This is a genomic window from Xanthobacter albus (genome assembly GCF_043194895.2).
Classification (GTDB): Bacteria; Pseudomonadota; Alphaproteobacteria; order Rhizobiales; family Xanthobacteraceae; genus Xanthobacter.
Window position 1 is genome coordinate 207,427 of sequence record NZ_CM195532.1, and the last position, 26,999, is coordinate 234,425.

25 protein-coding genes are annotated in these 26,999 nt (G+C 71.4%); 14 read left to right on the forward strand and 11 right to left on the reverse strand.

The window, feature by feature from the left end:
- Positions 1–57 precede the first annotated feature (57 nt).
- Complete coding sequence (locus tag V5F75_RS00930; protein WP_394034313.1) at positions 58–609, reverse strand: MarR family winged helix-turn-helix transcriptional regulator; 552 nt, start codon at positions 607–609, stop codon at positions 58–60.
- 257 nt (positions 610–866) lie between these two features.
- On the opposite strand from V5F75_RS00930, the gene V5F75_RS00935 reads away from it, so the two are divergent.
- Positions 867–1,760, forward strand: coding sequence for a branched-chain amino acid aminotransferase (locus tag V5F75_RS00935; RefSeq protein ID WP_394034314.1), 894 nt, complete (start codon positions 867–869; stop codon positions 1,758–1,760).
- A gap of 495 nt (positions 1,761–2,255) precedes the next feature.
- On the opposite strand, the gene V5F75_RS00940 is transcribed toward V5F75_RS00935, so the two are convergent.
- From V5F75_RS00940 to V5F75_RS00965, 6 genes are all read right to left on the reverse strand, one after another.
- Positions 2,256–3,371, reverse strand: coding sequence for an NAD(P)/FAD-dependent oxidoreductase (locus V5F75_RS00940; RefSeq protein ID WP_394034315.1), 1,116 nt, complete (start codon positions 3,369–3,371; stop codon positions 2,256–2,258).
- Positions 3,372–3,484: 113 nt separating this feature from the next.
- Entirely contained in the window at positions 3,485–4,243 is a 759-nt protein-coding gene (locus V5F75_RS00945; protein ID WP_394034316.1) for an iron ABC transporter ATP-binding protein, read from the reverse strand.
- Entirely contained in the window at positions 4,240–5,136 is an 897-nt protein-coding gene (locus tag V5F75_RS00950; RefSeq protein WP_394034411.1) for an iron chelate uptake ABC transporter family permease subunit, read from the reverse strand. Before V5F75_RS00950 ends, V5F75_RS00945 begins: the two co-directional genes overlap by 4 nt.
- 61 nt (positions 5,137–5,197) lie before the next feature.
- Positions 5,198–6,127: an ABC transporter permease gene (locus V5F75_RS00955; RefSeq protein ID WP_394034412.1), complete on the reverse strand. Its 930-nt coding sequence runs from the start codon at positions 6,125–6,127 to the stop codon at positions 5,198–5,200.
- Positions 6,128–6,210: 83 nt separating this feature from the next.
- On the reverse strand, positions 6,211–7,188 hold the full coding sequence (locus V5F75_RS00960; RefSeq protein WP_394034317.1) for a siderophore ABC transporter substrate-binding protein: 978 nt from the start codon (positions 7,186–7,188) through the stop codon (positions 6,211–6,213).
- A gap of 1,142 nt (positions 7,189–8,330) precedes the next feature.
- Positions 8,331–8,633 carry a DUF2934 domain-containing protein gene (locus V5F75_RS00965; protein WP_394034318.1) on the reverse strand — a complete coding sequence of 101 codons (303 nt, stop codon included), beginning with the start codon at positions 8,631–8,633 and terminating at the stop codon, positions 8,331–8,333.
- Positions 8,634–8,838: 205 nt separating this feature from the next.
- Here V5F75_RS00965 and amaB point away from each other — a divergent pair, with 205 nt between their 5' ends.
- The 3 genes from amaB to V5F75_RS00980 all read left to right on the forward strand — a co-directional run bounded on the left by amaB (position 8,839) and on the right by V5F75_RS00980 (position 12,224).
- The gene (amaB, locus tag V5F75_RS00970) at positions 8,839–10,377 is read left to right on the forward strand and encodes an L-piperidine-6-carboxylate dehydrogenase (protein WP_394034319.1); all 1,539 of its coding nucleotides are present in this window, start codon (positions 8,839–8,841) and stop codon (positions 10,375–10,377) included.
- Between the two features lie 321 nt (positions 10,378–10,698).
- Positions 10,699–11,565, forward strand: coding sequence for a DUF2092 domain-containing protein (locus V5F75_RS00975; protein ID WP_394034320.1), 867 nt, complete (start codon positions 10,699–10,701; stop codon positions 11,563–11,565).
- Positions 11,565–12,224 carry a hypothetical protein gene (locus V5F75_RS00980; RefSeq protein WP_394034321.1) on the forward strand — a complete coding sequence of 220 codons (660 nt, stop codon included), beginning with the start codon at positions 11,565–11,567 and terminating at the stop codon, positions 12,222–12,224. Before V5F75_RS00975 ends, V5F75_RS00980 begins: the two co-directional genes overlap by 1 nt.
- 297 nt (positions 12,225–12,521) lie before the next feature.
- On the opposite strand, the gene V5F75_RS00985 is transcribed toward V5F75_RS00980, so the two are convergent.
- Positions 12,522–13,301 (reverse strand): TetR/AcrR family transcriptional regulator, encoded by a 780-nt coding sequence (locus tag V5F75_RS00985; RefSeq protein ID WP_394034322.1) that lies wholly within the window; start codon positions 13,299–13,301, stop codon positions 12,522–12,524.
- Between the two features lie 323 nt (positions 13,302–13,624).
- Between V5F75_RS00985 and V5F75_RS00990 the strand changes: the two genes are divergently transcribed.
- The 3 genes from V5F75_RS00990 (at position 13,625) to V5F75_RS01000 (ending at position 17,938) form a co-directional block, all read left to right on the forward strand.
- Positions 13,625–14,821 (forward strand): acyl-CoA dehydrogenase, encoded by a 1,197-nt coding sequence (locus V5F75_RS00990; RefSeq protein WP_394034323.1) that lies wholly within the window; start codon positions 13,625–13,627, stop codon positions 14,819–14,821.
- A 171-nt stretch (positions 14,822–14,992) separates the two neighbouring features.
- Positions 14,993–16,183, forward strand: a complete 1,191-nt coding sequence (locus tag V5F75_RS00995) for a CaiB/BaiF CoA transferase family protein (protein WP_394034324.1) — start codon at positions 14,993–14,995, stop codon at positions 16,181–16,183.
- A gap of 132 nt (positions 16,184–16,315) precedes the next feature.
- Positions 16,316–17,938 (forward strand): cisplatin damage response ATP-dependent DNA ligase, encoded by a 1,623-nt coding sequence (locus V5F75_RS01000; RefSeq protein ID WP_394034325.1) that lies wholly within the window; start codon positions 16,316–16,318, stop codon positions 17,936–17,938.
- A gap of 2 nt (positions 17,939–17,940) precedes the next feature.
- Here the strand turns inward: V5F75_RS01000 and V5F75_RS01005 are convergent, their stop codons facing one another.
- Positions 17,941–18,588: a S24 family peptidase gene (locus tag V5F75_RS01005; protein ID WP_394034413.1), complete on the reverse strand. Its 648-nt coding sequence runs from the start codon at positions 18,586–18,588 to the stop codon at positions 17,941–17,943.
- Between the two features lie 320 nt (positions 18,589–18,908).
- On the opposite strand from V5F75_RS01005, the gene V5F75_RS01010 reads away from it, so the two are divergent.
- Positions 18,909–19,262, forward strand: coding sequence for a DUF952 domain-containing protein (locus V5F75_RS01010; protein WP_394034326.1), 354 nt, complete (start codon positions 18,909–18,911; stop codon positions 19,260–19,262).
- Positions 19,263–19,276: 14 nt separating this feature from the next.
- Here the strand turns inward: V5F75_RS01010 and V5F75_RS01015 are convergent, their stop codons facing one another.
- Together V5F75_RS01015 and V5F75_RS01020 are read right to left on the reverse strand one after the other, a co-directional pair.
- A complete protein-coding gene (locus V5F75_RS01015; RefSeq protein ID WP_394034327.1) occupies positions 19,277–20,614 on the reverse strand; it encodes an MATE family efflux transporter in 1,338 nt (445 codons plus the stop codon).
- 9 nt (positions 20,615–20,623) lie between these two features.
- On the reverse strand, positions 20,624–20,896 hold the full coding sequence (locus V5F75_RS01020) for a DUF6460 domain-containing protein (protein WP_394034328.1): 273 nt from the start codon (positions 20,894–20,896) through the stop codon (positions 20,624–20,626).
- Positions 20,897–21,114: 218 nt separating this feature from the next.
- On the opposite strand from V5F75_RS01020, the gene V5F75_RS01025 reads away from it, so the two are divergent.
- From V5F75_RS01025 to V5F75_RS01050, 6 genes are all read left to right on the forward strand, one after another.
- The gene (locus V5F75_RS01025; RefSeq protein WP_394034329.1) at positions 21,115–21,765 is read left to right on the forward strand and encodes a vWA domain-containing protein; all 651 of its coding nucleotides are present in this window, start codon (positions 21,115–21,117) and stop codon (positions 21,763–21,765) included.
- Between the two features lie 109 nt (positions 21,766–21,874).
- A complete protein-coding gene (locus tag V5F75_RS01030; RefSeq protein WP_394034330.1) occupies positions 21,875–22,447 on the forward strand; it encodes a hypothetical protein in 573 nt (190 codons plus the stop codon).
- 187 nt (positions 22,448–22,634) lie between these two features.
- Positions 22,635–24,191 carry a signal recognition particle protein gene (gene ffh, locus V5F75_RS01035; protein ID WP_394034331.1) on the forward strand — a complete coding sequence of 519 codons (1,557 nt, stop codon included), beginning with the start codon at positions 22,635–22,637 and terminating at the stop codon, positions 24,189–24,191.
- Positions 24,188–24,697 (forward strand): hypothetical protein, encoded by a 510-nt coding sequence (locus tag V5F75_RS01040; protein WP_394034332.1) that lies wholly within the window; start codon positions 24,188–24,190, stop codon positions 24,695–24,697. The genes ffh and V5F75_RS01040 overlap by 4 nt, the downstream gene beginning before the upstream one ends.
- Before the next feature lie 14 nt (positions 24,698–24,711).
- Positions 24,712–25,086 carry a 30S ribosomal protein S16 gene (gene rpsP / locus V5F75_RS01045; RefSeq protein ID WP_394034333.1) on the forward strand — a complete coding sequence of 125 codons (375 nt, stop codon included), beginning with the start codon at positions 24,712–24,714 and terminating at the stop codon, positions 25,084–25,086.
- Positions 25,087–25,502: 416 nt separating this feature from the next.
- Complete coding sequence (locus tag V5F75_RS01050; RefSeq protein WP_394034334.1) at positions 25,503–26,999, forward strand: leucyl aminopeptidase; 1,497 nt, start codon at positions 25,503–25,505, stop codon at positions 26,997–26,999.

Below are 26,999 nucleotides of genomic sequence, written 5' to 3' on the forward strand. Positions count from 1 at the left end.
GGCTGCGGGGTGCTTCCGCGCTCAGGCGCCGCCCGGGCTTGTGGCGCCGGGAGGGGCTCACGCCCCACGGGCGCGGCGGGCGCGGTCGGCGCGCTGGATCAGGCGCTCGACGGCCGCGCGGTCCTCCGGGTCGATCATGGCGAGGAGGAACCGGTGCACCGTCTCCTCGGAGCCCGGCCCCGCCGCGTCGAGGGCGCGGGCGATGCGGCGGCTCTGGATGCCCACGAAGTCCCGCGCGAGCTGCTCGGCCTTGTGGGTGGGATAGAGCAGGCGCTGGCGCCGGTCGGCGGCGCCGGCCCGGCTTTCCACGAACCCCCCGTCCACCAGCTCGCGGAGCACGCGGCCGAGGCTCTGCTTGGTGATCTGGAGGATGTCGAGCAGGTCCGCCACGCGCATACCGGGGTTGCGATTCACGAAGTGGATCACACGGTGGTGGGCGCGCCCGAAGCCGATGGGCGCCAGGATTTCATCCGGGTCTCCCACGAAGTCCCTGTATGCGAAGAACAAAAGCTCGATCAGGTCCACCAGCGGCACACCCTCGCGGATGTCCTCCGTCGCGGTGCGCGCGGGGGGATCGGCCGGCGCGAGAGCGGTGTTTATGTCAGCCATATTGACTTTTTCGGTGCGATCGTTACTTAAGAGAGCAGTTTCGCGAAACGATCGGTCGCCGTCGAGCAAAAACGTGATCGAACATTACGCGAGCAGGCATGCCGGTTGCCACCCCCTGGAGCCGGCGTAAAGATATTCCCATGGACGACCGCTGCAAAGGCTCTGCGCCGGGGACCCAAGCGCCCCACACGCAGCCTTCGGCGGAAGTCCCGGGAGAAAGCCGCGCGGACGACGCGGCCGGAACAGGAGCGAAGAAAATGAGTGCACCCGGTGTCCCCTTCGATCAGCGCGACGGCTGGATCTGGTACGACGGCGCGTTCGTGCCGTGGGCGGACGCCAAGCTGCACGTGCTCTCCCACGGCCTGCACTATGCCAGCACCGTGTTCGAGGGCGAGCGCGCCTATGGCGGCGAGATCTTCAAATCCGCCGAGCACGCCGAGCGCCTGCGTCGCTCCGCCGAGTTCCTGGACTTCACCATTCCCTATTCCATGGCCGAGATCGTCGCGGCCAAGAAGGCGACCCTGGAGAAGAACAACCTCACGGATGCCTACATCCGCCCGGTGGCCTGGCGCGGCAGCGAGACCATGGGCGTCGCCGCCCAGCACAACAAGATCCATCTCGCCGTCGCCGTCTGGGAGTGGCCGAGCTATTTCGACCCCGAGCAGCGCACCAAGGGCCTGAGGCTCGACCTCGCCGAGTTCCGCCGCCCCGATCCGGCCACCATCCCCTGCAAGGCCAAGGCCGCCGGCCTCTACATGATCTGCACCATCTCCAAGCACCGGGCCGAGCGGCGCGGCTTCGCGGACGCGATGATGCTCGACTATCGCGGCTACGTGGCCGAGTGCACCGGCGCCAACATCTTCTTCGTGAAGGATGGCGTGATCCACACCCCCCTCGCCGACTGCTTCCTGGACGGCATCACCCGCAAGACGGTGATCGAGCTCGCCCACCGCAACGGCATCGAGGTGCAGGAGCGCCACATCAAGCCCGAGGAGCTGGCCGGCTTCTCCGAATGCTTCGTCACCGGCACCGCCGCCGAGGTGACCCCGGTGGGCTCCATCGCCGACTGGCACTTCACGCCCGCGAGCCTCACCCACCAGCTCATGGACGCCTACACGGCCGAGGTGCAGCCCAAGAAGAAGGCGGCCTGAGCCGGCGGTCCACGGAACCGGCCGCGGCGCCCTTTCGGCGCCGCGCCATGGAAAACGCCCCTCGCGCCGCGCGGCACGAGGGGTTTTTCATGCCCGGCCTCCAGGGCCCGTTCGAGCAGTGGCGGGGCTCCGGAGCATCCTGGGACGAGCGCCGCTGAAGCGGTGACCGCGACAAGGGCGCGGCGACGGTGGATATCTGCTCGTCGCCGCGGGCGAGGCGATGGTCTGCGAAGATCCAGGCGCATGCTGCCGGGATCAGCGGCGCGACCGGTTCCCCTTGCGCGTGAGCCGGCCGATGCCGTGGCGCCACCATGCGGCCTGCGTCTTCCGGAGCATCGGCTCGGATCGTTGAGCCGCCGCCCCGTGAATCTCGCAAGGCGCCCTGGCGGAACCTGGAGCAATTCCAGCGAAAATGCGCAGCGGTTTCGCGTAGAAGATTGCGACATAGCAATGATTTAGAGCATTTCCTGTGAACTGGATTTCACCGGAAATGCCCTAGGCTGACGCCTCCTCCTCCACCATCCCGGCCACCATGGCGCCGATGGCGAGGGCGCTGGTGAGGCCAGGTGATTCGATGCCGAACAGGTTCACCAGCCCCGGCAGGCCGTGCGCCGCCTCCCCCTGCAGCACGAAATCGGGGGTCGTCCCCTCCGGCCACTCCAGCTTGGGGCGGATGCCGGCGTAGCCGGGCTGGAGGTCGTCCTCCCGCACATCCGGCCAATAGCGGCGGATGGAGGCGAGGAAGGGCGCGCGGCGCGCCGGGTCCACCGCATAGTCGCGCCGCTCCACCCACTCCACGTCGGGCCCGAAGCGGGCCTGCCCGCCGAGATCGAGAGTGAGGTGGGTGCCGAGCCCGCCGGGCTCCGGCACCGGATAGATGAGGTGGCGGAACGGCACCTTGCGGGCGCAGGTGAAGTAGTTGCCCTTGGCCAGCCTCGGCTTCGGCACGAAGCGCGCGTCGAGCCCGCCGATGCGCGATGCCACCATGGGCGCATCGAGCCCGGCGCTGTTCACCAGCAGCCGGCAGCCCAGGGTGAGCGGGCTCTCGCCGCCCGTGGTGACGATGAATCCACCCGCGCCCGCCTCGGCCCGCGCGACCGGCGTGCGGAGCGCGACCATGCCGCCCGCATCCTCCAGGTCTCCTTGCAGCGCCAGCATCAGCCCGTGGGCATCCACGATGCCGGTGGCGGGGGACAGGAGCGCCGCATGGACGCGCAGGGCCGGCTCCAGCGCCAGCGCCCCGGCGGCATCCAGCATCATGAGACCCTCCACCCCATTGGCCTCGCCGGTGGCCTTCAGCCGCTCCAGATAGGCCACCTCGCCCGGCGCCCCTGCCACGATCAGCTTGCCCGGCCGGGCGATGCCCACGCCGTGGGTGGCGCAATAATCGACGAGGCGGCGGCGGCCCTCGACGCACAGCCGCGCCTTGAGGGTGCCGGGGGCATAGTAGATGCCGGCGTGGACCACCTCGGAATTGCGGGCGCTGGTGACGGTGCCGATGGCGGCCTCCGCCTCCAGCACGATCACCTCGCGGCCCGCGCGTGCCAGCGCCCGCGCCACCGCGAGGCCCACCACGCCGGCGCCGACGACGATGCATTCCACCCGATCCATGCCCGCACCCCGCGCCCGCGAGAAAGGAAAGGCCGCAGCATAGCCCGCCCGGCGCCGCGATGGCGCCCCCCGGCGCAGGGCGCCTCCCCGCCTCGCACGGCCGGCGCCGCAGCTCAGCGGTAGAACAGCCCCACCCGCGCGCCGTCCACCTCCATCACCGCGATGTCCATGTCGTAGATGGCGCGCAGCACCTCGTGGCGCATCAGCGCGTCCGGCGGGCCCTGGAACGCGAGGCGCCCGTCCTTCATGGCGACGATGCGATCGGCGTGGCAGGAGGCGAAATTGATGTCGTGGAGCACCACCACCACGGTCTTGCCCAGCTCGTCGGCGGCGCGGCGCAGCAGGCGCATGGTGGCGGCGGCGTGCTTCATGTCGAGATTGTTCAGGGGCTCGTCGAGCAGCAGGTAGTCCGTGTCCTGCGCCAGCACCATGGCGATGAAGGCGCGCTGGCGCTGGCCGCCGGACAGCTCATCGAGGAAGCGGCCGCCGAGGGGCGCAAGGTCCACGTAGCCGATGGCGGCGGCCACCTTCTCGCGGTCCTCGGCGGTGAGGCGCCCGCGCGAGTGGGGAAAGCGCCCGAACGCCACCAGCTCCTCCACCGTGAGGCGGGGCGTGACCGCATTGTCCTGCCGCAGGATGGCGAGCCGGCGGGCGAGCTCCGCGCCCGGCGTCGCCGCCACGTCCCGCCCGTCGAGGGTGACGCGGCCGGCGCTCGCCGGCATCAGCCGGGCGACGATGGAGAGCAGGGTGGATTTCCCCGCCCCGTTCGGCCCGATGAGGGCGGTGAGGCCGCCCGGCGGCAGGTCGAGGCTCACATCGTCCAGCACCCGCGCGGCGCCGTAGGACTTGGAGAGATTGCGGATCTCGATCACGGCCGGTCCTTCCGCAGCAGCAGCAGGATGAAGAAGACCCCGCCCACGAACTCGATGACGACGCTCAGGGTGGTGCCGAGGTTCAAGAGGCGCTCCAGCACCATCTGCCCGCCGGCCAGGCAGATCACCGCCACCAGCACCGCCGCCGGCAGGGTGTAGCGGTGCCGGTCGGTGCCGACGAGATGGTAGGCGAGGTTCGCCACCAGCAGGCCGAAGAACAGCACCGGCCCCACCAGCGCCGTGGAGACGGAAACCAGCACCGCCACCACCGCCATCAGCAGCGCCACCGTGCGCGGATAATCCACCCCCAGGTTGATGGCGTTCTCCCGCCCGAGAGAGAGCACATCCAGCGTGGGCGCGAGGCGGAAGGCGAGCGCGCCCGCCGCCGCGATGGCCACGCCGGCGAGCGGCAGCAGGGTCGTGTCCACCGCATTGAACTGGGCGAACAGCATGCCCTGGAGCACGGAGAAGGCGTTGGGATCGAGGATGCGCTGGAGCATGGCCGAGAGGCTCCGGCACAGCACCCCGAACACCACGCCCGCGAGCAGCAGCAGGTGCAGGCTGTTGCGCCCGTCCGAGAACAGCAGGCGGAACAGGGCCAGCGCCGCCACCACCATCACCGCCGCCTCGGCGAGGAAGCGCGCGCGGGGGTCGATGGCCAGCACCGCCTGGGCGCCCAGCACGAAGACGAGAAGGGTGCGGAACACCACGAACAGGGCATCGAAGCCCATCACCGCCGGGGTCAGGATGCGGTTTCGCGTGAGGGTCTGGAACACCACGGTGGAGACCGCCACCGCCGCGCCCACCGCCACCAGCCCGGCGAGCTTGGTGCCGCGGAAGGCGAGCACGAAGCTCCAGCTGCCGCGCGCGCCCACCGTGAGGAAGGCCAGCATGGAGAGGAGCGCGAGGATGGAGAGCACGAGCAGCACCCGCCCCGGCCGCCGGATCGGAAGGTTATCCAAGGCGGTAGCGCCGCCCGAGCAGCAGATAGAGGAACACCGCGCTGCCCGCGACCCCGGCCACCGTGCCCACCGGGATCTCGTAGGGAAAGCGGATGAGCCGGCCGATGATGTCGCAGGCGAGCAGGAAGATGGCCCCGCACAGCGCCACCCACGGCAGGGTGCGGCGCAGGTTGTCGCCCAGCACCAGGGCCACCACGTTGGCGACGATGAGGCCCAGGAAAGGCACGGTGCCGGCCGTCACCACGCAGGCCGCCGTCACCAGCGAGACGATGACGAGCCCGAACGACACCACCTTGCGGTAGTCGAGCCCGAGGTTGGTGGCGAAGGCATCGCCCATCCCCGCCACGGTGAAGCGGTCGGCGGCGAGATAGGCGAGGACGGCCAGGGGCACGGCGATCCACAACAGCTCGTAGCGCCCGCGCAGCACGCCGGAGAAGTCCCCGGTGGTCCAGGCCGCCAGCGCCTGCAGCAGGTCGAAGCGATAGGCGAGGAAGACGGAGACGGAATCGATCACCCCGCCCAGGATCAGCCCCACCAGCGGCACCACGAGGGTGGTGCGCAGGCTCAGCCGCTCGACGATGCGCAGGAACAGGAAGGTGCCGGCCAAAGCGAAGGCCGCCGCCACCAGCATCTTGCCCAGCATGGGCAGCTCCGGCGCCGCGAGCATCACGCTCACGAGGCCGAGGCGCGCCGCCTCGGCGGTGCCGGCGGTGGTGGGCTCCACGAAGCGGTTGCGGAACAGCATCTGCATGATGACCGCCGCCACGCCCATGGAAAGGCCGGCGAAGACCAGCGCCAGCGTGCGCGGCACCCGGCTCGCCGCCAGCACCAGCAGCGCCTCCCCGTCCTGCCCCGACCAGAGGCCGGAAAGGGTCATGTCTCCAGCGCCGACGAGGAGGCTCGCGGCCACCAGCGCCAGCAAGGCCGCGAGCGCCGCCGCGAAGGCGGCCGGCGCCGCCGGCCCCGCCCCCTGCCCCGTCCCCTGCCCCGGCGCGGCGGCCGCGCTCACGGCTTCGGCCCGGCCTTCGGTGCGCCCCGGAGGGCGGCGGCCAGCTCCTCCACCGAAAGCGCGAGCGCCCGCGCGCCGCCGGCGGTGACATACCAGCGCGGCGCGTCGAGATAGACGATGTGCCCCTCCTTCGCGGCGGTGGTGGCGGCGACGATGTCGTTGTCGAGCGCGCTGCGGGCGGCGGCCGCCGCCTGGCCGATGGCGACGTCGCGGTCGAGCACCAGCAGCCAGTCCGGATTGGCCTTCAGCAGGTATTCGAAGGAGATCACGTCGCCGTGGGTGTCCGCCTCCTTGCCGGTGGCGAGGGGGGTGAGGCCGAGGTCGCCGTGGATCCAGCCGAAGCGCGAGCCCGCCCCGTAGGCGGAAAGCTTGCCGCCGTTGACCATGATCATGAGCACGCGGCCCGCCTTCGGCGCCTCTGCCCGCACGGCGGCGATGCCGGCATCGATGCGCGCGTCGAGGGCGGCGGCCTCCTGCTCCTTGCCGAAGAGGCGGCCGAGGGTCTGCGCATTGGCGCGCACGCCGGCCACGAAGTGCTTGGGATCGACCGTGAGGTCGATGGTGGGCGCGATCTTCGCGAGCTCGGCATATTTGGGCGCCGAGCGGCCGCCGATGATGATGAGGTCCGGCGCCAGGGCGGCCACGGCCTCATAGTCGGGCTCGAACAGGGTGCCCACCTTCGCGTAGCGGTCGTCGCGATACTTCGCGAGCGACTGCGGCAGGTTGGAGCCCGGCACGCCCGCCACCTCCACGCCCAGGGCATCGAGGGTATCGAGGGCGCCGGCATCGAACACCACCACCCGCGCCGGCCGCGCGGGCAGCACGGCCTCGCCGCGCGCGTGCTTCACGCTCACCGGCTCGGCGGAGGCCGGCGAAAACGAAGGCGCAGCGGCGAAGAGGGCGAGAAGGGCCAGCGCCGCCACGCACCGGCGGGTGATGGCAGCATGCGCGGAAGGGCCCGCGGAGGGGTTCATGGCGATCATCCTCGATGCATCGGGAAGCGGGGAGCGGGGGCGTCTTTCGGCCTGCCGGGCGGCCATGCCGGCCCGACATGACGCAATGGGAGGCGAGTGGAATAGATCGGAGAATTCTCGTACATTGAATTTAGAATGAATAAAAACAAGCCATATACCTCGTGCAAAAACGCCAGATCAGGCCTCATCAAGGCAAACTGAAATTGTTTTGCCGCGCATTGGCGCCCATGCAGTCATCTTATACATGGAATGGCGCGTCAAGTTCATGAGTGCGACACAGGGGTCCGCGCACGAAACCCGCGCGCTTCACAACCGCCACCATCTCCCGGAAAAACCATCTCCAGGCCACGCCCACGGGCGCCGGCCTCGCCTGGGCGCGACCGCCGGCGAACGGGAGGAAACGGGCACAGAATGGAGGCGCGGCATCACGGCGGCGCGCCGAAGCGACGCCGCGCCACGCGCCCGCGGATCGTGCCTGGGCGAAGCGCCGCGCTCCTCCCTGCGCGGGAGATCCAGGGAAATGGAAGACAAGGTGCCGGGCGCGGCTTCGCCTGAAGCCCTCTCCCGCCGCGCGGCCCCCATTCGCCATGCTCCAGGCGCAGCCTCCGCCTTGATGCCCGCCGCTCCGCGACCCGCCCGGCCTCGTCCCCTCAAGAAACCGCCCTTGCCCCGGACAGCTCGCGCACGGAGGTCCGGCAGCGCCGGCAGAAGGATGAGGGCAAACCGCCCCGCGCCCACAAACTCAGGGACGGGCGGCAAGGGCCCACCTCGGCGACTGCGGGGCCGGCCCGACCCTTCCAGCTTGACTGGCATCCGCCCTCGGACGGGCGATCCGCCGCGCGCCGGATGCCGCACGCGGCGGCAGGTCCGGCACATGCGCGCCGGGTCATTCCGCCAACGGCGGAGCCGCACCGCATGTGCCCCAGGGGTGCCGGTCCCTTGCGCCCGTCCCTGAGTTTGTGGGCGCGGGCCTGATTTCAGCCCCTTGCAGCTCGGCCGGCACCACCGCCCACGCCCGAGGACGACCGCCGGCCTCGCGCCAGCAGCCCCGCGCAGCCGCGGCTGTGGCCATGCGCGCGGGGCCATCCGGCCCTTGGCAAAACCGGGCGGGCGAACCTCCGGGCGCGGGGGCCGCCCGCCCCCTACGGGCGCACGCCGGATTTCAGCACCTGCAGCTCGGCGAGCGCCCAATGCTCGCGATCACGGCCGGAGGGGCACCCCTCCTCGCGCCAGATGGCCCGCGCGCGGCGGCGGATCTGGTCGCGCTCGAAGGGAGAAAGGCCATCCGTCGCCGCGGGCGCGGAGGCCGGCGTCGTCTCGGCGTGGATCTTCACGGCGGCGCCCTTCCCGGCGGCGCTCGCGACGGCGACGCTCACGGAGGCGGTACTTTTCGGGGCAGCACCCTTCGTGGCGGTGCCTTTCGTGACCTTGGGCTCGTGGCTCATGGGGTCCTCCTTCCGTCTGTCCCGGCGGGCGAGCACCGCGCCGGGGGCGGGAGCGGTCTTCGATGCGCGCCCTCACATGAGGCGGAACGACCGGCGGGCCCGCGGGTTCCCGCCCCGCTTGCGTTGATGCGTTTTCTTCGCGCGAGCCGGTTTCCACTTCGCTTGAAAACGCTCTATGCGTGGGCGAAGGCACAGGAGACGGACCATGCCGGCGGCCAATCTTCCCTCCCTCGACACGCTCCCCCGGCTCGCGGGGGAGATCCTCTCGCGCCTCGGCGTGCCGCCGGCACGGCTCAGCGGCCCGCGCGCCGCCCGCACGCCGCTGACGGGCGAGACCCTCGCCCAGGTGCCGGACAGCGCGCCGGACCAGGTGGAGGCCGCCGTGGCACGGGCCGAGACGGCGTTCCGCGCCTGGCGGACGGTGCCGGCGCCGCGCCGGGGCGAGCTGGTGCGCCTGCTGGGCGAGGAACTGCGCGCCGCCAAGGGGGACCTCGCCCGGCTGGTCAGCATCGAGGCGGGCAAGATCGCTTCCGAGGGCGCCGGCGAGGTGCAGGAGATGATCGACATCTGCGACTTCGCGACCGGCCTCTCCCGCCAGCTCCACGGTCTCACCATCGCCACCGAGCGGGCTGAGCACCGCATGATGGAGACATGGCATCCGCTGGGCCCGGCGGGGGTCATCACCGCCTTCAACTTCCCGGTCGCGGTGTGGGCCTGGAACGCGGCGCTGGCGCTGGTGTGCGGTGATCCCGTGGTGTGGAAGCCCTCGGAGAAGACCCCCCTCACCGCGCTGGCGGTGGAGGCGCTGTTCGCCCGCGCGGCGGCGCGCTTCGGCGATGCGCCGGAAGGGCTGCTCACGGTGCTCACCGGCGGCGCGGAGGTGGGCGAGGCATTGGTGGACGACCCGCGCCTGCCGCTGGTCTCGGCCACCGGCTCCACCGCCATGGGCCGGGAGGTGGCGCCGCGCCTCGCCCAGCGCTTCGCGCGCGCCATCCTGGAGCTGGGCGGCAACAACGCCGCCATCGTGCGCCCCTCGGCCGACCTCGACCTGACCGTGCGGGCGGTGGCGTTCGCGGCCATGGGCACCGCCGGCCAGCGCTGCACCACCCTGCGCCGGCTGATCGTGCACGACGAGGTCCATGCCCCGCTGATGGCGCGCCTGGAACGGGCGTTCGCCTCGGTGCCGGTGGGCGATCCGCTGGCGACGGGCACGCTGGTCGGCCCCCTCATCGACGGCGCGGCCTTCGACGCCATGCAGGTGGCGCTGGACGCGGCGCGGACGGACGGCGGGCGTGTCACCGGCGGCGCGCGGCTGGGCGCGGAGGCCCTGCCCGACGCTTATTATGTCCGCCCCGCCCTGGTGGAGATGCCGGCGCAGACCGGCACCGTCGCCGCCGAGACCTTCGCCCCCATCCTCTACGTGCTGCGGGAGAGCGACCTGGAGGCGGCCATCGCGCTCAACAATGCGGTGGGCCAGGGCCTCGCCTCCTCCATCTTCACCACCGACCTGGGGGAGGCCGAGCGCTTCCTCTCCGCCACGGGCTCCGACTGCGGCATCGCCAACGTGAACATCGGCCCCTCGGGCGCCGAGATCGGCGGCGCGTTCGGCGGCGAGAAGGAGACCGGCGGCGGCCGCGAGGCGGGTTCCGACGCCTGGAAGGGCTACATGCGCCGGGCCACCAACACCATCAACTACGGCCGCGCCCTGCCGCTGGCGCAGGGCGTTTCCTTCGACATCGGCTGAGGCGGAGCGGACACGGCGACGCAGCGGCAGGGGCGTGGTTCAACCGTGGCGAAATCTGCTCTAACGTGCGGTTGCGTCGGCGGATCGGGCGAATCGGCCGGGTGGCCGAGGGGCATGGTCGCCGCCATCGCGGGTCTTTCGGCCTGTGTGGCGGCGGCGGGCCCTCAAGGGAGCCGGCGCGTCATCGTGATGTGCTCGAAGGGCCGCTCCATGCCAATCATGCACCCAACCCCAAGGCCGGCCCCTCCCGCGGGCGGGCGCGGGAGCGGAACGGGCGGCGGCGGCCCCAAAGGCATCTCTTCCAGCAGGAAAGGCATGTTCATGCTGCATCCCAAGGGCCTGATCCGAGCCGCGGCGGCCCTCGCCGTGGCAGGGCTGGTCGCGGGCGCCGGCGTTCCCCTCGCTTGGGCGGCCCCGCCCGAGCAGACCGAGGACCGCGCCGCCGCCGCCATCGATCCCGGCGCCACCGCGGCCCTGACCCGCATGGGCGAATACCTCGCCGGCCTCAAGAGCTTCGAGCTCACCGCCAGGACCACCATCGAGGTGGCCCTGCGCGAGGGCCACCAGGTGGAGATCGGCGGCCTCGTCCATTATTGGGTGAAGCGGCCGGACCACATCCGCATCGACAGCGAGACCGACACCCTCTCGCGCCAGTATTTCTTCGACGGCAAGACCTTCACCGTGGTGGCGCCGGATCGCGGCTTCTTCGCCCAGACCGAGGGCAAGGGCTCCATCGGCGACACCCTCGGCCACGCCGCCGAGACGCTGAACATCGAGGTGCCGCTGGCGGACCTGTTCGCGTGGGGCACCCCGCAGTCGCCGCTGAAGCAGTTCGAGCGCGGCTTCTACGTGGGCACCGCCAAGATCGACGGCACCGCAACCGAGCATTACGCGCTAATCGGGAAGGATCTCGACCTCGAGGTCTGGATCCAGCAGGGCGACGTGCCGCTGCCGTTGAAGATGGCGCTGGTGGACCGGCGCGTGCCCGGCAGCCCGCGCTTCTCCGCCGTGCTCGCCTGGGCGCCGGACGCGGCCATCCCCGATACCGTCTTCGCCTTCGTTCCGGCCAAGGGCGTGGCGCGCATCCCGTTCGCCAAGCCCGCGCCGGCCCAGCCTGCCGACGCGAAGCCCGCCGATGCGAAGCCGGTCGCCGGCACCCCGGCGAACGCGCAGAAGAAAGGCCAGTGATGAGCCAGCATATGCGCAACCCCGTGCCGCGCCGCGTCGCGAGCGCCGGCCTCTTCCTCCTCGCCGCCACGGCGATGCAGCCGGCCATGGCCGCCGGCGTGGGCTTCCACGGCGGGTTTGGCGGGGGCGGGTTCGGCGGCGGCTTCGGCCACGGCGGGTTCGACATGGCCGCGCCGCACTTCAACGCGGCGCCCAATTTCAACGCCAACCCCGCCTTCAACCGGCCGATCTCGCCGGGGCATGCCTTCGTGCCGCCGCCGGGGCCGCACCCCCTGCCTCCACCCGGACCGGGACCGGGCCCCTATCCGCCGGGGCCGGGTCCCCATCCCTATCCGCCGGGTCCCGGCCCGGTGCCTCCCGGCCCCATGCCGCCCCCTCCGGGGCCAGGGCCCTATCCCTACCCGCCCTACCACCCCGGCTACTGGCCCGGCCCCTATTATCCCGGCGGCTGGGGCTGGGGCGCGCCGCTGGTGGCGGGGGCAGTGGCGGGCGCTGCCACGGCGGCGGTCATCGGCTCCACCGTCTATTCGCTGCCGCCGGACTGCCAGCAGATCTCCATCAATGCCGTGACGTACCAGCAGTGCGGCAACAACTGGTACCTGCCGCAATTCACCGGCAGCCACGTGGTCTACGAGGTGGTTTCGCCGCCGCCCTACTGAGGCCAGGGGCCCGTGAGCCGGCCTCACGGGCCCGCGCGGCTTAAGCGAAGGAGAACCGGGCCCGGTCGAAGACCGGGGCCGGCGGCAAGGGGCGCTCGCGCCCGGCCAGACTGGACGACCGGCGCGGCGCCGCAGGGCGCCGCGCCCCTTCCCCGGGGCGACACCGGGCGCTGCCCCGGCCCTGCGGGCGTCCATCCGCGCCGGTTCGTGGACGACGCTCCGCCGGTCGGGCTGACTCCTGTTTTTCGCGCGAGCCGGCATCCGCTTCATCCGGAAATGCACGCGCCGCCTGCGCGCTCAGCCCGGCAGCAGGCCGCGCACCAGCAGGTCGTGATACTCGCTCGCCACGTCCTCGGCGGACTTGCCGCGCCCCGGCTTGAACCAGCGCACCATCCAGCTCAGCAGCGACAGCACCGCGCGGCCCGCCATCGCCTCCCCCACCGGGCGAAAGGAACCGTCGGCCACGCCATCGGCGAGGATCTGGCGCAGCAGCCCCTCGTGGGCATCGCGCAGGGCGAGCGCGTCGTCCTTCAGCTCCGTGTTCGCCATGCCGGAGAAGCCCACCAGCATGGTGACGAAGCAATCGTAATTGTCGGCCAGGAAGCGCGCGTGCGCGATCATGTATTGGCGCAGTTGCTCCACCGGCGGGTCCTGCCGGTTCACCGCCTTCGCCGAAGCCTCATAGAGGCCGGTGAGGGTGAAGATGATGATGGCGTCGTAGATCTCCTGCTTCGAGGAGAAATAATTGTAGATGGCGCCCTTGGAATAACCCATGGCGCGCGCCAGCTCGGCCAGGGAGCCGGAGGCGAAGCCCTTTTCCGCGAACAGGCGGGCCGCCTGTTGGAGGATCTGTGCGCGCGGATCGTCCTTCAGCGGCGGGCGGCCGAGCGGGCGGGACGCGGCCGCCGCCTTGGCCGGGCCGGACCGCTCAGGCGCCGGAGCCTCTGGCGCGGGCGGATGCACGGACGTCACGCCTGCGCCTTTCGCGCGCCCGTCCGGCGGCTGCGCCGCTCCTCCCGCCTGCACGGCGCGGCGCCGGGGGCGACCGGCCGCCGGCTTCTTTTCCGTCTCGCTCACCCGGCCCTCCCCTAGAGCATTTTCCGTTCGCACCGGCTCACAAATAACGCTCCAGACTATTGATTTTACGCATTTTCTTCACGCGAACCGGTGTCCGCTTCGCTTGAAAATGCCCTGGCGCGCCAGCCCCTGGCGCATCCGCGCGCCGTTTCGATTCGCCCCGCCCTTCCCCGCTCTTAGAGCCCGCCGCCCGCGGACGGAACCCGCACCGCCGCCTCGGCGGGCGGGAGCCCGAAAGAAGGCTCTTGACCGGACTGCGTGAATTATATACCGACTGGTCGGAAAGTAAATCACAGCGACCACGCATCGCAGGAGGCACGTCCATGGCCGCATCATCCGCCAAGCCGCAGTTCGACTGGGCCGATCCGTTCGATTTCGAGAGCCAGCTCACCGAGGAAGAGCGGCTGGTGCGCGACACCGCGCGCGACTATGCGCAGGAGAAGCTGCTGCCGCGCGTCACCTCCGCCTATCTGGACGAGCGGTTCGACCGCGAGATCATGAACGAGATGGGCGAACTGGGCCTGCTCGGCCCCACCATCCCCGCCGAATACGGCGGCGCCGGCCTCAACTACGTCTCCTACGGCCTCGCCGCGCGTGAGGTGGAGCGGGTGGATTCCGGCTACCGCTCGGCCATGAGCGTGCAGTCCTCACTGGTCATGCACCCCATCTATGCCTACGGCTCCGAGGCGCAGAAGAAGAAGTACCTGCCCAAGCTCGCCACCGGCGAGTGGGTGGGCTGCTTCGGCCTCACCGAGCCCGACGCCGGCTCCGACCCGGCCGGCATGCGCACCCGCGCCGAGAAGATCGACGGCGGCTACCGCCTCAAGGGCGCCAAGATGTGGATCACCAACTCGCCCATCGCCGAGCTGGCGGTGGTGTGGGCGAAGTCGGCGGCCCATGACGGCGCCATCAAGGGCTTCGTGGTGGAACGCGGGACCAAGGGCTTCACCACCCCCAAGATCGAGGGCAAGCTCTCGCTGCGCGCCTCCATCACCGGCGAGATCGTGCTCGACGACGTGGAGATCCCCGAGGAGAACCTCCTGCCGGGCGTGTCCGGCCTCGCCGGCCCCTTCGGCTGCCTCAACCGCGCGCGCTACGGCATCGGCTGGGGCGCCATCGGCGCGGCGGAAGCCTGCTTCGCCCAGGCCCGCCAGTACACGCTGGACCGCAAGCAGTTCGGCCGGCCGCTGGCCAACACCCAGCTGGTGCAGCTGAAGCTCGCCAACATGGCGACCGAGATCGCCCTCGGCCTCCAGCTCGCCCTGCGCGCCGGCCACATGCTCGACGCGGGCAAGCTGCCGGTGGAGAGCATCTCCTTCCTGAAGCGCAACAATTGCGGCAAGGCCCTCGATATCGCCCGCGTCGCCCGCGACATGCACGGCGGCAACGGCATCTCGGCCGAGTTCCACGTGATCCGCCATGCGGCGAACCTGGAGACCGTGAACACCTACGAGGGCACCCACGACATCCACGCCCTCATCATCGGCCGCGCCATCACCGGCCTGCAGGCGTTCTTCTGAGCGCATCCTTCGGCGCTCTCCCGAGCGCCCTTGTGCCCTCTCCCGGTTCGGGAGAGGTTCGGGCGCGGCCCTCCGCCCCGCCTTCCCAGCGAAGGCGCCGACCGGAGCGGCCCGCCCCGCCTTCCCCCCTCCCCGCGGGGAGGGGGCCCTTGTTCCGCCTGGGAAGATGACATGTCCGCCGAAAAGCCCGCCCCCCTCGCCGGTCTCCGCGTCCTCGAGCTTGCCCGCATCCTCGCCGGCCCCTGGTGCGGCCAGATGCTGGCCGACCTCGGCGCCGAGGTGGTGAAGGTGGAGCGCCCCGGCGCCGGCGACGACACCCGCACCTGGGGCCCGCCCTTCCTGAAGGGCGCCGACGGGGCAGATCTCGGCGCCGCCTATTTCCACGCCACCAACCGCGGCAAGCGCTCGGTGGCCATCGATTTCGAGACCGCCGAAGGGCAGGCCGCCATCCGCGCGCTGGCCGCCCGGAGCGACGTGCTCATCGAGAACTTCAAGCTCGGCGGCCTGAAGAAATACGGGCTCGACTACGAGAGCCTGAAGGCGGTCAATCCCCGCCTCGTCTACTGCTCGGTCACCGGCTTCGGCCAGGACGGCCCCTATGCGCCGCGCGCCGGCTACGACTTCCTGGTGCAGGGCATGGGCGGCATCATGGACCTGACCGGCGACCCGGACGGCGAGCCGCAGAAGGTGGGCGTCGCCTTCGCCGATATCTTCACCGGCCTCTATGCCACCATCGGCATTCTCGCCGCCCTGCGCCGGCGCGAGACCACCGGCGAGGGCGGCCATGTGGACATGGCCCTGCTCGACACCCAGGTGAGCGTGCTCGCCAACCAGGCCATGAACTACCTCGCCTCCGGCAAGGCGCCCAAGCGCATGGGCAATGCCCATCCCAACATCGTGCCCTATCAGGTCTTCCCCTGCGCGGACGGCTATTTCATCGCCGCCGTGGGCAATGACGGCCAGTTCGCCCGCTTCTGCGCCGTGCTCGGCGCGCCGGAACTGGCGGCGGACGCCGATTATGGCACCAACCCGGCCCGCGTCGCCCACCGCGCCGCACTGGTGCCCCAGCTCTCCGCCCTCACCGCCGCCTTCAAGCGCGACGACCTGCTCGCCGCCCTGGAAAAGCAGGGCGTGCCCGCCGGCCCCATCAACACCGTGCCGCAGGTGTTCGACGACCCGCAGGTGATCCATCGCGGCCTGCGCGCCGACCTGCCGGAGGCCGGCGGCGGCACCGTGCCCGCCGTGGCGAGCCCCATCGTGCTCGACGGTGAGCGGCAGATGGCCGCCACCGCCAGCCCGCGCCTCGGTGCCGACACAGAGGCCGTGATGGCCCGCATCAAGGATCTCATCGGAAAGGTGTGACGGCCCGCGCCGGAACACCCGCCGGACGGCGGCCTGCGGGCGGGGGCTCCGCCGCCGTCCGGCAATCCCTTCCGCTGCCCCTTGTCCCGCGCCTTGCGCGCGCCACGGGCCGGTGTCATGGATCGGGCGGCCATGAACCGCTTCGCCGCCCTCATCGACCGGCTCGGCTTCGAGCCGGGGCGCAACGCCAAGATCCGCCTGATGGCGGACTACTTCCGCTCCACGCCCGATCCCGAGCGCGGCTACGCCCTGGCGGCGCTCACCGGCGCCTTCTCCTTCGCCAATGCCAAGCCCGGCCTCGTCCGCGCCCTCATCATGGAGCGGGCGGACCCGGTGCTGTTCGAGCTTTCCTACGACTACGTGGGCGACCTCGCCGAGACGGTGGCCCTCATGTGGCCGCGGCCGGAGGGCGCGGCGGCCCACGCGCCCCTCCTCTCGCAGATCGTCCACGATCTCTCCACCCTGTCGAAGACCGGGTTGCCGCGCGCCCTCGCCGCGTGGCTCGACGGGCTCGACGAGACCGGCCGCTGGGCCCTGCTGAAGCTCATCACCGGCGCGCTCCGGGTGGGGGCCTCGGCCCGGCTCGCCAAGACGGCGGTGGCGAGCCTCGGCCCGGTGACGGCGGACGACGTGGAGCTGGTGTGGCCGGGGCTGGAAGCGCCCTACGCGCCCCTGTTCGCCTGGGTGGAGGGCAAGGGCCCGCGCCCCGAGACCTCGAACCCCGCCCCCTTCCGCCCGGTGATGCTGGCCCACGCCATCGAGGAAGCGGACTTCTCCACCCTGGCGCCGGAAGACTTCCGCGCCGAATGGAAATGGGACGGCATCCGCGTGCAGGCGGCCGCCGGCACCGGGCCGGACGGCGCGCGCGTGACGCGCCTTTATTCGCGCACCGGAGAGGACATCTCCGCCGCCTTCCCGGACCTCGTGGAGGCGCTCGACTTCGAGGGCGCGCTGGACGGCGAGCTGCTGATCGTCCGCGACGGCAGGGTGCAGCCGTTCAACGTTCTCCAGCAGCGGCTCAACCGCAAGAGCGTCACCCACAAGCTCCTGTCCGAGTTCCCCGCCCACATCCGCGCCTATGACCTCCTGGCCGAGGGGGCGGAAGACCTGCGCGCGCAGCCCTTCACCGCGCGGCGGGCCCGCCTCGCGGCGCTGGTGGCGCACATCGCCTCGCCCCGGCTCGATCTTTCGCCCCTCGTGCCGTTCGCGGGATGGGACGACCTCGCCGCCGCCCGCAGCGACCCGGCCGCCGCCGGCGCCGACGCGGAGGCGGTGGAAGGCGTGATGATGAAGCGCGCCGACAGCCCCTACCTGCCCGGCCGCCCCAAGGGCCCGTGGTGGAAATGGAAGCGCGACCCGCGCACGGTGGACGCGGTGCTCATGTATGCCCAGCGCGGCCACGGCAAGCGCTCGTCCTATTATTCCGACTACACCTTCGGGGTCTGGACGCAGGGGCCGGAGGGCGACACGCTGGTGCCCGTGGGCAAGGCCTATTTCGGCTTCACCGACGAGGAGCTGAAGGCCATCGACGCGTTCGTGCGCAAGTTCACGGTCAACCGCTTCGGCCCGGTGCGGGAGGTGGTGCACGAGAAAGACGCCGGGCTGGTGCTGGAGGTGGCGTTCGAGGGCCTCGCCCGCTCGCCGCGCCACCGCTCCGGCCTCGCCATGCGCTTCCCGCGCATCGCGCGCCTCAGGTGGGACAAGCCGCCGGGCGAGGCGGACCGCCTGGAAAGCCTGGAAGCCCTGCTGAAATAAACCTACTGGCTCGCCCACACGATGCGCGCGATCCACTCCACCTGGTCGAGGGGGATCTGGCGATCCTCGTGCGCGGGGTTGAGGGAGCGCAGCTCGATCTGGCGGGCGGTCTTGCGCACCAGCTCCTTGGCCAGCACCTCCCCCTCGCGGGTCTTCACCACCACCCGGTCACCGCGGCGGACGTCCGCCTGGGGCGAGACCACCACGATGTCCCCGGCCCGATACACCGGCTCCATGGAATCACCGGCGATCTCCAGAGCGTAGGCGTGGGGGTCGCTCACCTCGGGAAAGGCGATCTCGTCCCAGCCGGCGCCCACGGGAAAGCCGGCGTCGCCGAAGAAGCCGCCGTTGCCCGCCTGGGCGAAGCCGATCTGCGGAATGGAATGGACCGCACCCCCCGGCGCGGCGCCGGCGGCGCCCCCCGGCTCCAGCAGGGCGAGGAAATGGCCGAGGCCGGTGCCGGTGGCTTCCAGCACCTTGGAGATGCTTTCCGTGGAGGGCCAGCGCGGCCGCCCGTCGGCGGTGATGCGCTTCGAGCGGTTGAAGGTGGTGGGATCGAGCCCCGCCCGCCGCGCGAGGCCCGAGGTGGAGAGCCCGTGCCGCTCGGCGAGCTGGTCCACAGCCTTCCATATCTGCCCGTGGGTGAGCATGGTGATCTCAAAATCCTTGCCAGCCGCGCCCAGCATAAGAATTTGTTCCTCACGTGTCCAGGAATCAAATCCTCACACGAATGAACCGCTTTGCGGGGCTTGGCGGCAGCGCCGCGCCTCTGCTCCGGATTCCGGCGTCGACGCGCTTTCTTCACGCGAACCGGGTTCCACTTCGCTGGAAAACGCTCTAGAGCAATTCCAGCGAAAGTGCGCAGCGGTTTCGCGCCGGGAATTACGATAACTCAAGGATTTAGAGCATTTCCGGTGAACTGGATTTCACCGGAAATGCTCTAAGAGCGCCTTCAGCCGAGAGCCATGCCATGCCGTCCGTCGTCTACAAGATCACCCCGGCCGAGCCCTGGGCCGCGGCCGAGGTGGAAGGCGTCTTCACCGGGGCGCCGGTGGACGTGGCCGACGGCTTCATCCACTTCTCCACCGCCGCGCAGGTGCGCGAGACGGCGGCGCGGCACTTCGCCGGCGCCAACGGGCTCAGGCTCGTGGCGGTGGATGCCGCCGCCCTCGGCGCGGCGCTGCGGTGGGAGCCCTCGCGCGGGGGCGCGCTGTTTCCCCATCTCTATGGGCCGCTGCCCCTCTCCACCGTGCTGTGGGTGAGGGACCTGCCGCTCGGCACCGACGGCGCCCACGCCTTCCCGCCGCTGGACGAGGACGCCTGAGGCCAGCCGTGCGCTCAGGCGGGGCGGAAGGTGCGCCGCACCAGCGCCGGCAGGCGCGCGCCCTGCAGCACGCCGCGCGCCAGCAGGAACACCATCATCGCCCCCCACAGGCCGTCGTTGCCGAACGGCCGCAGCAGCCACCACGCGGCCACATAGACCCCCACCGCCAGCAGCATCAGGTTGCGCATGTCGCGTGACCACAGGGCGCCGATGAACACCCCGTCGAAGGCGAAGGCGCTCACCCCCGCCACCGGCAGCGCGGCCGCATAGAGCAGGTAGCGCCGCGCCTCCTCCCGCACCGCGGGGCTCGCGGTCATCAGGTCGATCAGCCCGGGCCCGGCCACGAGGTAGATGAGGGCCGCCGCCAGGGCGAAGCCGAACCCCCACACCAGCACCAGCATCACCCCGCGGCCGAACGCCTCCAGCCGCCGCGCGCCCACGGCGGCGCCGCAGATCTGCTCGGCCGCGGTGGCGAAGCCGTCCAGGAAGTAGGCGGCCAGAAGGCCGAGGTTCTGCAGCACCGCATTGGCCGCGAGGGTCACGTCGCCCGCGCGCGCCCCCTGGGCCGCGAAGAAGAAGAAGGCGAACATCAGCGCCGCCGTGCGGATCATGATGTCGCCGTTGAGCAGCAGGGCCTCCCGCAGGCGGGCGCCGTCGAGCAGCACCGCACGCGGCACCCTGGCGAACAGGCCGGCCACGCCCGTGCCCCCGAGCCGCGCGCACAGGAGGAGGCCCGCCATCGCGCCCGCCACCTCCGCCGCCAGCGTGCCCGCCGCCGCCCCGGCGATGCCGAGGCCGAGGTTCAGCACCAGGAAAGCGGTCAGCGCCATGTTGAGGAGGTTCATCCCCACCTGCAGCGCCAGCGCCCGCCCGGTGCGGCCGAGCCCCGTGAGCCAGCCCAGCACCGCATAGTTGGCGAGGCTGAAGGGCGCCGCGAAGATGCGCACGTTGTAATAGTCCGCCACCGCCCCGTTCACCTCGGCGCTCGCCCCCGCGAGCCGCAGCGCCACCGCGAGGATGGGCACCTGGAGCGCCACCAGCGCCAGGCCGCAGGCAAGGGCGATGAGCAGGGCGCGGGCGAGCACCGCGCGCTGCTCCACCGCATCGCGCCGGCCCACCGCCTGCGCCGCCAGCCCCACCGTGCCCATGCGCAGGAAGCCGAAGCCCCAGAACAGCATGTCGAAGATGACGGCGGCCAGCGCCACGCCGCCGAGCAGGGCCGCATCCCCCAGCCGCCCCACCACGGCCGCGTCCACCACGCCCAGCATGGGGGTGGTGAGGTGCGCCACCGTCATGGGCAGCGCGATGGCGAGCACCCTTCGGTGGGTGACCGGCCCGGTGCCGACGCTCATGGCGCCGCCTCAGCGCCGGGTGCCGGCGATGCGCACGATGAGCCAGAGCGGCACCACGATGACCGCCCCCAGCAGGAAATAGCGCCAGATCCGCTCCACCGCCTCGAAGCCGAAGGAGAACAGGCTGCGCACCAGGCGCTCCAGGCTCTGGAAGATGTTCATGGGGTCGAGCCCCAGCGCCGCCAGGATCACCCCCACCACGATGGAGAGCACCACGAGGCGCACCAGCACCCAGGCCGGCGAGCCGCCGAAGAAGCGGGCGATCTCATTGTTGTCGGACATGGCGGCCTCCTGTGCGTCGCCTCGTTTAGCATGCCGCCGGCGGGAAGAGGACTCGCCCCGGCGGCTCGACAAGCCGCGCCCGCGGCGGTACGGCTTGGCGGCGGCCCCGCCTTCTGCGGCGAAAAGGCGCCGCCCGCGGGTTTCTCCGGTCACATGCACGCAGGCCGGCGGCGACATGCTGGCCCGCGAGGAGACAGATCCGAAGGAGGTTCGCCCCGATGAGGCTCACCCGGACCGTTTTCGCCCTGCTGGGGCTGCTTTGCGCGGCCCCGGCCACGGCCGCCGAGGCACCGCGCACCCTCATCATCCTCGACGGCTCGGGCTCCATGTGGGGCGTGGCCGGCGGGCAGCGCAAGCTCGCCGCCGCGCGGGAGGCGATCGACAAGGCCGCCCTCCGCCTGCCGGCGGACCGCGCGGTGGGGCTGATGGCCTACGGTCACCGCCGCAAGGGCGACTGCGCCGACATCGAGCTGCTCGTCCCGCCCGCGCCGGGTTCCGGCCCGGCGGTGCGGGGGGCGGTGAAAACCATGCACTTCCTGGGCATGACACCGCTGGCGGCATCGCTGCGCAAGGCCGCCGAGGCCCTGCGGCCCGCCGAGGCGCCCGCCACCGTCGTGCTCGTCACCGATGGCGTCGAGACCTGCGAGGGCGATCCCTGCGCCGTGGCGGCCGAGATCAAGCGGGCGGCGCCGGGCTTCACCGCCCACGTCATCGGCTTCGGCCTCTCGCGCGAGGAGGGCGCGCAGGTGGCCTGCATCGCCCGCAACACCGGCGGCAGCTACAGGGAGGCGGCCAACGCCGCCGCCCTCGACGCGGCATTGGCCGAGACCATGGACGCGCCGGCCCCGCTGCCGGGCAGCGTCCGCTGAGACCGGCGGGGGAGAAGGCGCAGGGAGAAGGGCCGCCGGCGGGGCCACCTGCCTCCGCCCGTCCCGGAAGCCGCGGGCACATGGCACAGGGAACCTGAGGAGCGCAGGATTGGGAACCGCTGAATTTCTCTTCGCCGTGTGGGCCCTGCTGCTCACCCCGGGCCCCACCAACACCCTGCTGGCGCTGGCGGGCACCGGCGGCGGCCTCGCCCGCGCCGCGCGCCTCATGCCGGCGGAGCTCGCCGCCTATTTGCTGGTGACGCTGCCGCTCGCGGCCTTCGGCGCCGAGGCCCTTGCCCAATGGCCCGATGCCGCGCGGCTGGTGAAGCTCGCCGCCGCCGCATGGGTGGCCGTGCTGGCGGTGAGGCTGTGGCGGCCGGGCGCCGCCCACGGCATGGCGGGGGAGGTCACGGCCGGCCGCGTGTTCGTGACCACGCTCCTGAACCCCAAGGCGCTCGTCATCGGCCTCGTTCTGCTGCCGCGCGGCGGCGCGCCGGACTTCGCCCTCCATGCCGGCCTTTTCGCCTTATCGGTGCTGGCCGTGGCGGCCATCTGGGCCGGGGCGGGCGCACTCCTGCGCCGGGGCGCGGCCGGCGCCACGCCCCTTCTCTTCCGCCGCGCCGCCGCCTGCTGGCTGGCGGTGCTGGCCGTGGCGCTCGCCGGAGCCGCCCTTTCCGCCTGAGGCGCGGGCGGCGCGCCCATTTGCCAGCGGCGGGCAAACCTGCTAAGCACCGCCCCTTCACAAGGACGGCCACGCCGATCCGCCGACCCGGCCCCGTGCCAGGAGGTCACCGCCCGACAGCGCGTTGCGCCCTCGGGCGCGTTCGGCGTTGTCTTGTCGCTTGTGAGAACGAACCAGACGGACGCCCATGTTCGACAACCTCTCCGACCGCCTCGGCGGCATACTCGACAAGCTGAAGCGACGCGGCGCGCTGACCGAGGCCGACGTCGGCGAGGCCATGCGCGAGGTGCGCCGCGCGCTCATCGAGGCCGACGTCGCCCTCGACGTGGTGCGCTCCTTCACCGACCGGGTGCGCAACCGGGCCGTGGGCGTGGAGGTCATCAAGTCGGTGACCCCCGGCCAGATGGTGGTGAAGATCGTCCATGACGAGCTTGTCGCCACCCTCGGCTCCGACGCCGACCCCATCGATCTCAACGCCCCGGCCCCGCTGCCCATCCTGATGGTGGGCCTCCAGGGCTCGGGCAAGACCACCTCCACCGCCAAGATCGCCAGGCGGCTCACCGAGCGCAACAAGCGCAAGGTGCTGATGGCCTCGCTCGACACCCGCCGCCCGGCGGCCATGGAGCAGCTCGCCACCCTCGGCACCCAGGTGGAGGTGGCGACCCTGCCCATCGTCGCCGGCCAGAGCGCGGTGCAGATCGCCAAGCGCGCGCTCGATGCCGCCCGCCTCGGCGGCTACGACGTGGTGATGCTCGACACCGCCGGCCGCGTCACCCTCGACGAGGCGCTGATGGCCGAGGTGGCGGAGGTGAAGGCCGCCACCGGCCCGCACGAAGTGCTGCTGGTGGCCGACAGCCTCACCGGCCAGGACGCGGTGAACACCGCCAAGGCGTTCGACGCGCGCGTGGGCCTCACCGGCATCGTGCTGACCCGCGCCGACGGCGACGGGCGCGGCGGCGCCGCGCTCTCCATGCGGGCCGTCACCGGCAAGCCCATCAAGCTGCTCGGCACCGGCGAGAAGATGGACGCGCTGGAGGATTTCGATCCCCACCGCGTGGCGGGCCGCATCCTCGGCATGGGCGACGTGGTGGCCCTGGTGGAGAAGGCCGCCGAGGCCATCGACATCGAGAAGGCGAGGGTGACCGCCGAGCGCATGCGCAAGGGCACCTTCGACCTCGAGGACCTGCGCAGCCAGCTCATGCAGATGCAGAAGATGGGCGGGCTCGGCGGCCTCATGGGCATGCTGCCGGGCGTCGCCAAGGTGAAGAACCAGATCGCCTCCGCCAACCTCGACGACAAGGTGTTCAAGCGGCAGGTGGCCATCATCGGCTCCATGACCGCCAAGGAGCGCGCGCACCCCAAGCTGCTCGACGCCTCCAGGAAGCGCCGCATCGCCGCCGGCTCCGGCACCAAGGTGGAGGAGATCAACCGCCTCCTGAAGATGCACCGGCAGATGGCGGACGTGATGAAGGCCATGGGCGGCCCCGCCGGCAAGCGCGGCCCGCTCGCCGGCCTCGCCAACATGATGGGCTTCGGGGGCGGCGGCCCCTCCCCCGAGATGCTCCAGGAGATGGCGGAGAAGATGGGCGCCGGCGGCCCCGGCGCGGCCGGCGGCGGCCTGCCGCCCAGCTTCCCCGGCCTGCCCGGCGGCGGGCTTCCGGCGCAGTTCCCCGGCGGCCTGCCGGGCCTGCCCAAGGGTCTTCCTCCGGGACTTCCCGGCCTGGGGAAGCCTAAGAAGAAATGAGCCCGATCACGGCATGGATATTGGAAAATATCCAGATCGACCTCGGGAACCTGGTGGTCGGCATTGCCACGATCTTCATCGCCATGGTCACGCTGCGCACGACCATGGCCAACATCCGGATGGAAGCGAACCATCGCATCGCCTCCTTCCGGGTGAGCTGGATAGAGAATTTGAGGACCGAGGTCTCGAAATTCATCGGGGCCGCGCACATCCTGAAGAAGAAGGCATCGGAAGGCATCAAGGACGAGATCGACGATCTGCATACCGACATCATGCGGATCGAGAGCTACATCCTTCTGATGCTGAACCCGAACGAGGCCGAGCACAGGATCCTCAAGGACGAACTGGAACAGACCCGCAGCTCCCTTTCTCTCTTCGCGCAGAGCAGGGACGCGGGCCTGGGCCGGCAGATTGACCAGGACCTGAAGACCATATCCGACACCACATCCAGAATCTTGAAGTCAGAGTGGGACCGCGCGTCCGCTGAGATCAAGAAGAAGAGCTGACGAAAGGAAGAACAATGTCCCTCAAGATCCGTCTCGCCCGCGGCGGCGCCAAGAAGCGTCCCTATTACCGCATCGTCATCGCCGACAGCCGCTCCCCGCGCGATGGCCGCTTCATCGAGAAGATCGGCACCTTCAACCCGCTCCTGGCCAAGGATGCCGCCGAGCGCGTGGTGCTCGACACCGAGAAGGCCAAGGCGTGGCTCGAGAAGGGCGCCCAGCCCACCGACCGCGTCGCCCGCTTCCTGGACGCCGCCGGCCTGCTGAAGCGCGATGCCCGCAACAACCCCAAGAAGGCCGAGCCCGGCGAGAAGGCCAAGGAGCGCGCCAAGGAGAAGGCCGAGAAGGCCGCCGCCGCCGCTGCCCCCGCCGAGGACGCCCCGGCCGAGTGATCCGGCGCGGGCGGCGCATGCCGCCCCGCGCTCCGGCGGCCAAACCGGCCGCCGGCATCGCCCCTCGACGGGCGATGATGTTTCCGGACGGATCGCATCGCGGTCCGTCCCCTTCGCGCGAAAGCGCGCGACTTTTCCACGACGCCGGCCTCGCACGGCCCGGAAGCGCCCTCGGCGCGCCTCCGCATTTCCCGGGCCACCCTGCGCGCCGCGCCGGCTCGATCCGGAACCGCGAGGCCTGATCCCGCCTTTCTTCCGCGCGCCCCGCGCCGCCGGGACTTTCCAGCCGCCTCGACGCTTCCTATCTAAGCCGTGCCCCGCACGACCCGCCGCCCTTCCGCCGGCGCTTTCACCCCCATCTGGACAAAGGCGCCTCCGCGCCCCATTCCTTCACCTCCAACTCCCTGGAGCGTTGCATGTCCGAGCCCCTGACCCTCTCGTTCGCCAAACTCGCCTCGGCCCCCAAGGGCGTGGTGATCGTGCTCACCGACGAGACGCTGGCGTTCGGCACCGCCACCCAGAAGCTGCTGAAGGGCGCCGACGCCGCCCTGACCCGTGCCTTCGACGCCGAGCGCTTCAAGGGCAAGGCCTTTTCGGCGGTCGATCTGCTCGCTCCCGCCGGGCTCGACGCGCCGCGCCTCATCGTGCTTTCGGTGGGCAAGGCGGCCGAGCTGAAGGCCACCGATTTCCTGAAGCTCGGCGGCGTCATCGCCGGCAGGATCCCCGCGAGCGCCCGCGAGGCGAGCGTGCTGGTGGAGCTGCCCGGCACCAAGATCGCCCCGGAATCCGTGGCCGAGATCGCCCTGGGCGCCAGCCTCAGGACCTATGAGTTCGACCGCTACAAGACCAAGAAGAAGGACGAGGCCGAGCGCGGCGCCCTCACCCTCAGCCTGCTGGTCTCCGACGAGGCGGGCGCCAGGCGCGCCTGGGCCGCGCGCGAGGGCGTGGCCGACGGCGTGCTGCTCGCCCGCGACCTGGTGAACGAGCCCGCCAACGTGCTCGATCCCGCCGAGTTCGCCCGCCGCGCCGAGGAGCACCTCTCCGGCGTGGGCGTGGAGGTGGAGGTGCTGGGCGATGCCCAGCTCCACGAGATCGGCATGCGCGCGCTGCTGGGCGTCGGCCAGGGCTCCATCAAGGAGAGCCGCGTGGTGGTGATGCGCTGGAACGGCGGCGCCAAGGACGAGGCCCCGGTGGCCTTCATCGGCAAGGGCGTCACCTTCGACACCGGCGGCATCTCCATCAAGCCCGCCGCCGGCATGGAGGACATGAAGGGCGACATGGGCGGCGCCGCTTGCGTCACCGGCCTTCTCTACGCGCTCGCCGCCCGCAAGGCGAAGGTGAACGCGGTGGGCGTCATCGGCCTCGTGGAGAACATGCCCGACGGCGCCGCCCAGCGCCCCGGCGACATCGTCACCTCCCTCTCCGGCCAGACCATCGAGGTCATCAACACCGATGCCGAGGGCCGGCTCGTCCTCTCCGACGTACTCTGGTACGCGAAGGACCGTTTCAAGCCCCGGTTCATGATCGACCTCGCCACCCTCACCGGCGCCATCCTGGTGGCCCTGGGGCAGGAATATGCGGGCCTGTTCTCCAATGACGACGCGCTGGCCGAGAACCTCGCCAAGGCCGGCACCGAAACCGGCGAGCGGGTGTGGCGCCTGCCGCTGGGCCCGGAATACGACAAGCTGATCGACAGCAAGTTCGCCGACATGAAGAACACCGGCGGCCGCAACGCCGGCTCCATCACCGCCGCCCAGTTCCTCCAGCGCTTCGTGGAGAAGACGCCGTGGGCGCACCTGGACGTGGCCGGCACCGCCATGGCCTCCCCCGCCTCCGACATCAACAAGAGCTGGGGCTCGGGCTGGGGCGTGCGCCTGCTCAACCAGCTCGTGAAGGACCATTACGAGGGCTGA

Coding starts and splice junctions, on each gene's coding strand:
- V5F75_RS00930 (WP_394034313.1), bottom strand. CDS start 609: ATGGCTGACATAAACACCGCTCTCGCGCCGGCCGATCCCCCCGCGCGC.
- V5F75_RS00935 (WP_394034314.1), top strand. CDS start 867: ATGAGTGCACCCGGTGTCCCCTTCGATCAGCGCGACGGCTGGATCTGG.
- V5F75_RS00940 (WP_394034315.1), bottom strand. CDS start 3,371: ATGGATCGGGTGGAATGCATCGTCGTCGGCGCCGGCGTGGTGGGCCTC.
- V5F75_RS00950 (WP_394034411.1), bottom strand. CDS start 5,136: ATGCTGGCCTTCCTCACGGTGGGCGCGCGCGGCAGCTGGAGCTTCGTG.
- V5F75_RS00960 (WP_394034317.1), bottom strand. CDS start 7,188: ATGAACCCCTCCGCGGGCCCTTCCGCGCATGCTGCCATCACCCGCCGG.
- V5F75_RS00965 (WP_394034318.1), bottom strand. CDS start 8,633: ATGAGCCACGAGCCCAAGGTCACGAAAGGCACCGCCACGAAGGGTGCT.
- amaB (WP_394034319.1), top strand. CDS start 8,839: ATGCCGGCGGCCAATCTTCCCTCCCTCGACACGCTCCCCCGGCTCGCG.
- V5F75_RS00975 (WP_394034320.1), top strand. CDS start 10,699: ATGCTGCATCCCAAGGGCCTGATCCGAGCCGCGGCGGCCCTCGCCGTG.
- V5F75_RS00980 (WP_394034321.1), top strand. CDS start 11,565: ATGAGCCAGCATATGCGCAACCCCGTGCCGCGCCGCGTCGCGAGCGCC.
- V5F75_RS00990 (WP_394034323.1), top strand. CDS start 13,625: ATGGCCGCATCATCCGCCAAGCCGCAGTTCGACTGGGCCGATCCGTTC.
- V5F75_RS00995 (WP_394034324.1), top strand. CDS start 14,993: ATGTCCGCCGAAAAGCCCGCCCCCCTCGCCGGTCTCCGCGTCCTCGAG.
- V5F75_RS01000 (WP_394034325.1), top strand. CDS start 16,316: ATGAACCGCTTCGCCGCCCTCATCGACCGGCTCGGCTTCGAGCCGGGG.
- V5F75_RS01005 (WP_394034413.1), bottom strand. CDS start 18,588: ATGCTCACCCACGGGCAGATATGGAAGGCTGTGGACCAGCTCGCCGAG.
- V5F75_RS01010 (WP_394034326.1), top strand. CDS start 18,909: ATGCCGTCCGTCGTCTACAAGATCACCCCGGCCGAGCCCTGGGCCGCG.
- V5F75_RS01015 (WP_394034327.1), bottom strand. CDS start 20,614: ATGAGCGTCGGCACCGGGCCGGTCACCCACCGAAGGGTGCTCGCCATC.
- V5F75_RS01020 (WP_394034328.1), bottom strand. CDS start 20,896: ATGTCCGACAACAATGAGATCGCCCGCTTCTTCGGCGGCTCGCCGGCC.
- V5F75_RS01025 (WP_394034329.1), top strand. CDS start 21,115: ATGAGGCTCACCCGGACCGTTTTCGCCCTGCTGGGGCTGCTTTGCGCG.
- ffh (WP_394034331.1), top strand. CDS start 22,635: ATGTTCGACAACCTCTCCGACCGCCTCGGCGGCATACTCGACAAGCTG.
- V5F75_RS01040 (WP_394034332.1), top strand. CDS start 24,188: ATGAGCCCGATCACGGCATGGATATTGGAAAATATCCAGATCGACCTC.
- rpsP (WP_394034333.1), top strand. CDS start 24,712: ATGTCCCTCAAGATCCGTCTCGCCCGCGGCGGCGCCAAGAAGCGTCCC.
- V5F75_RS01050 (WP_394034334.1), top strand. CDS start 25,503: ATGTCCGAGCCCCTGACCCTCTCGTTCGCCAAACTCGCCTCGGCCCCC.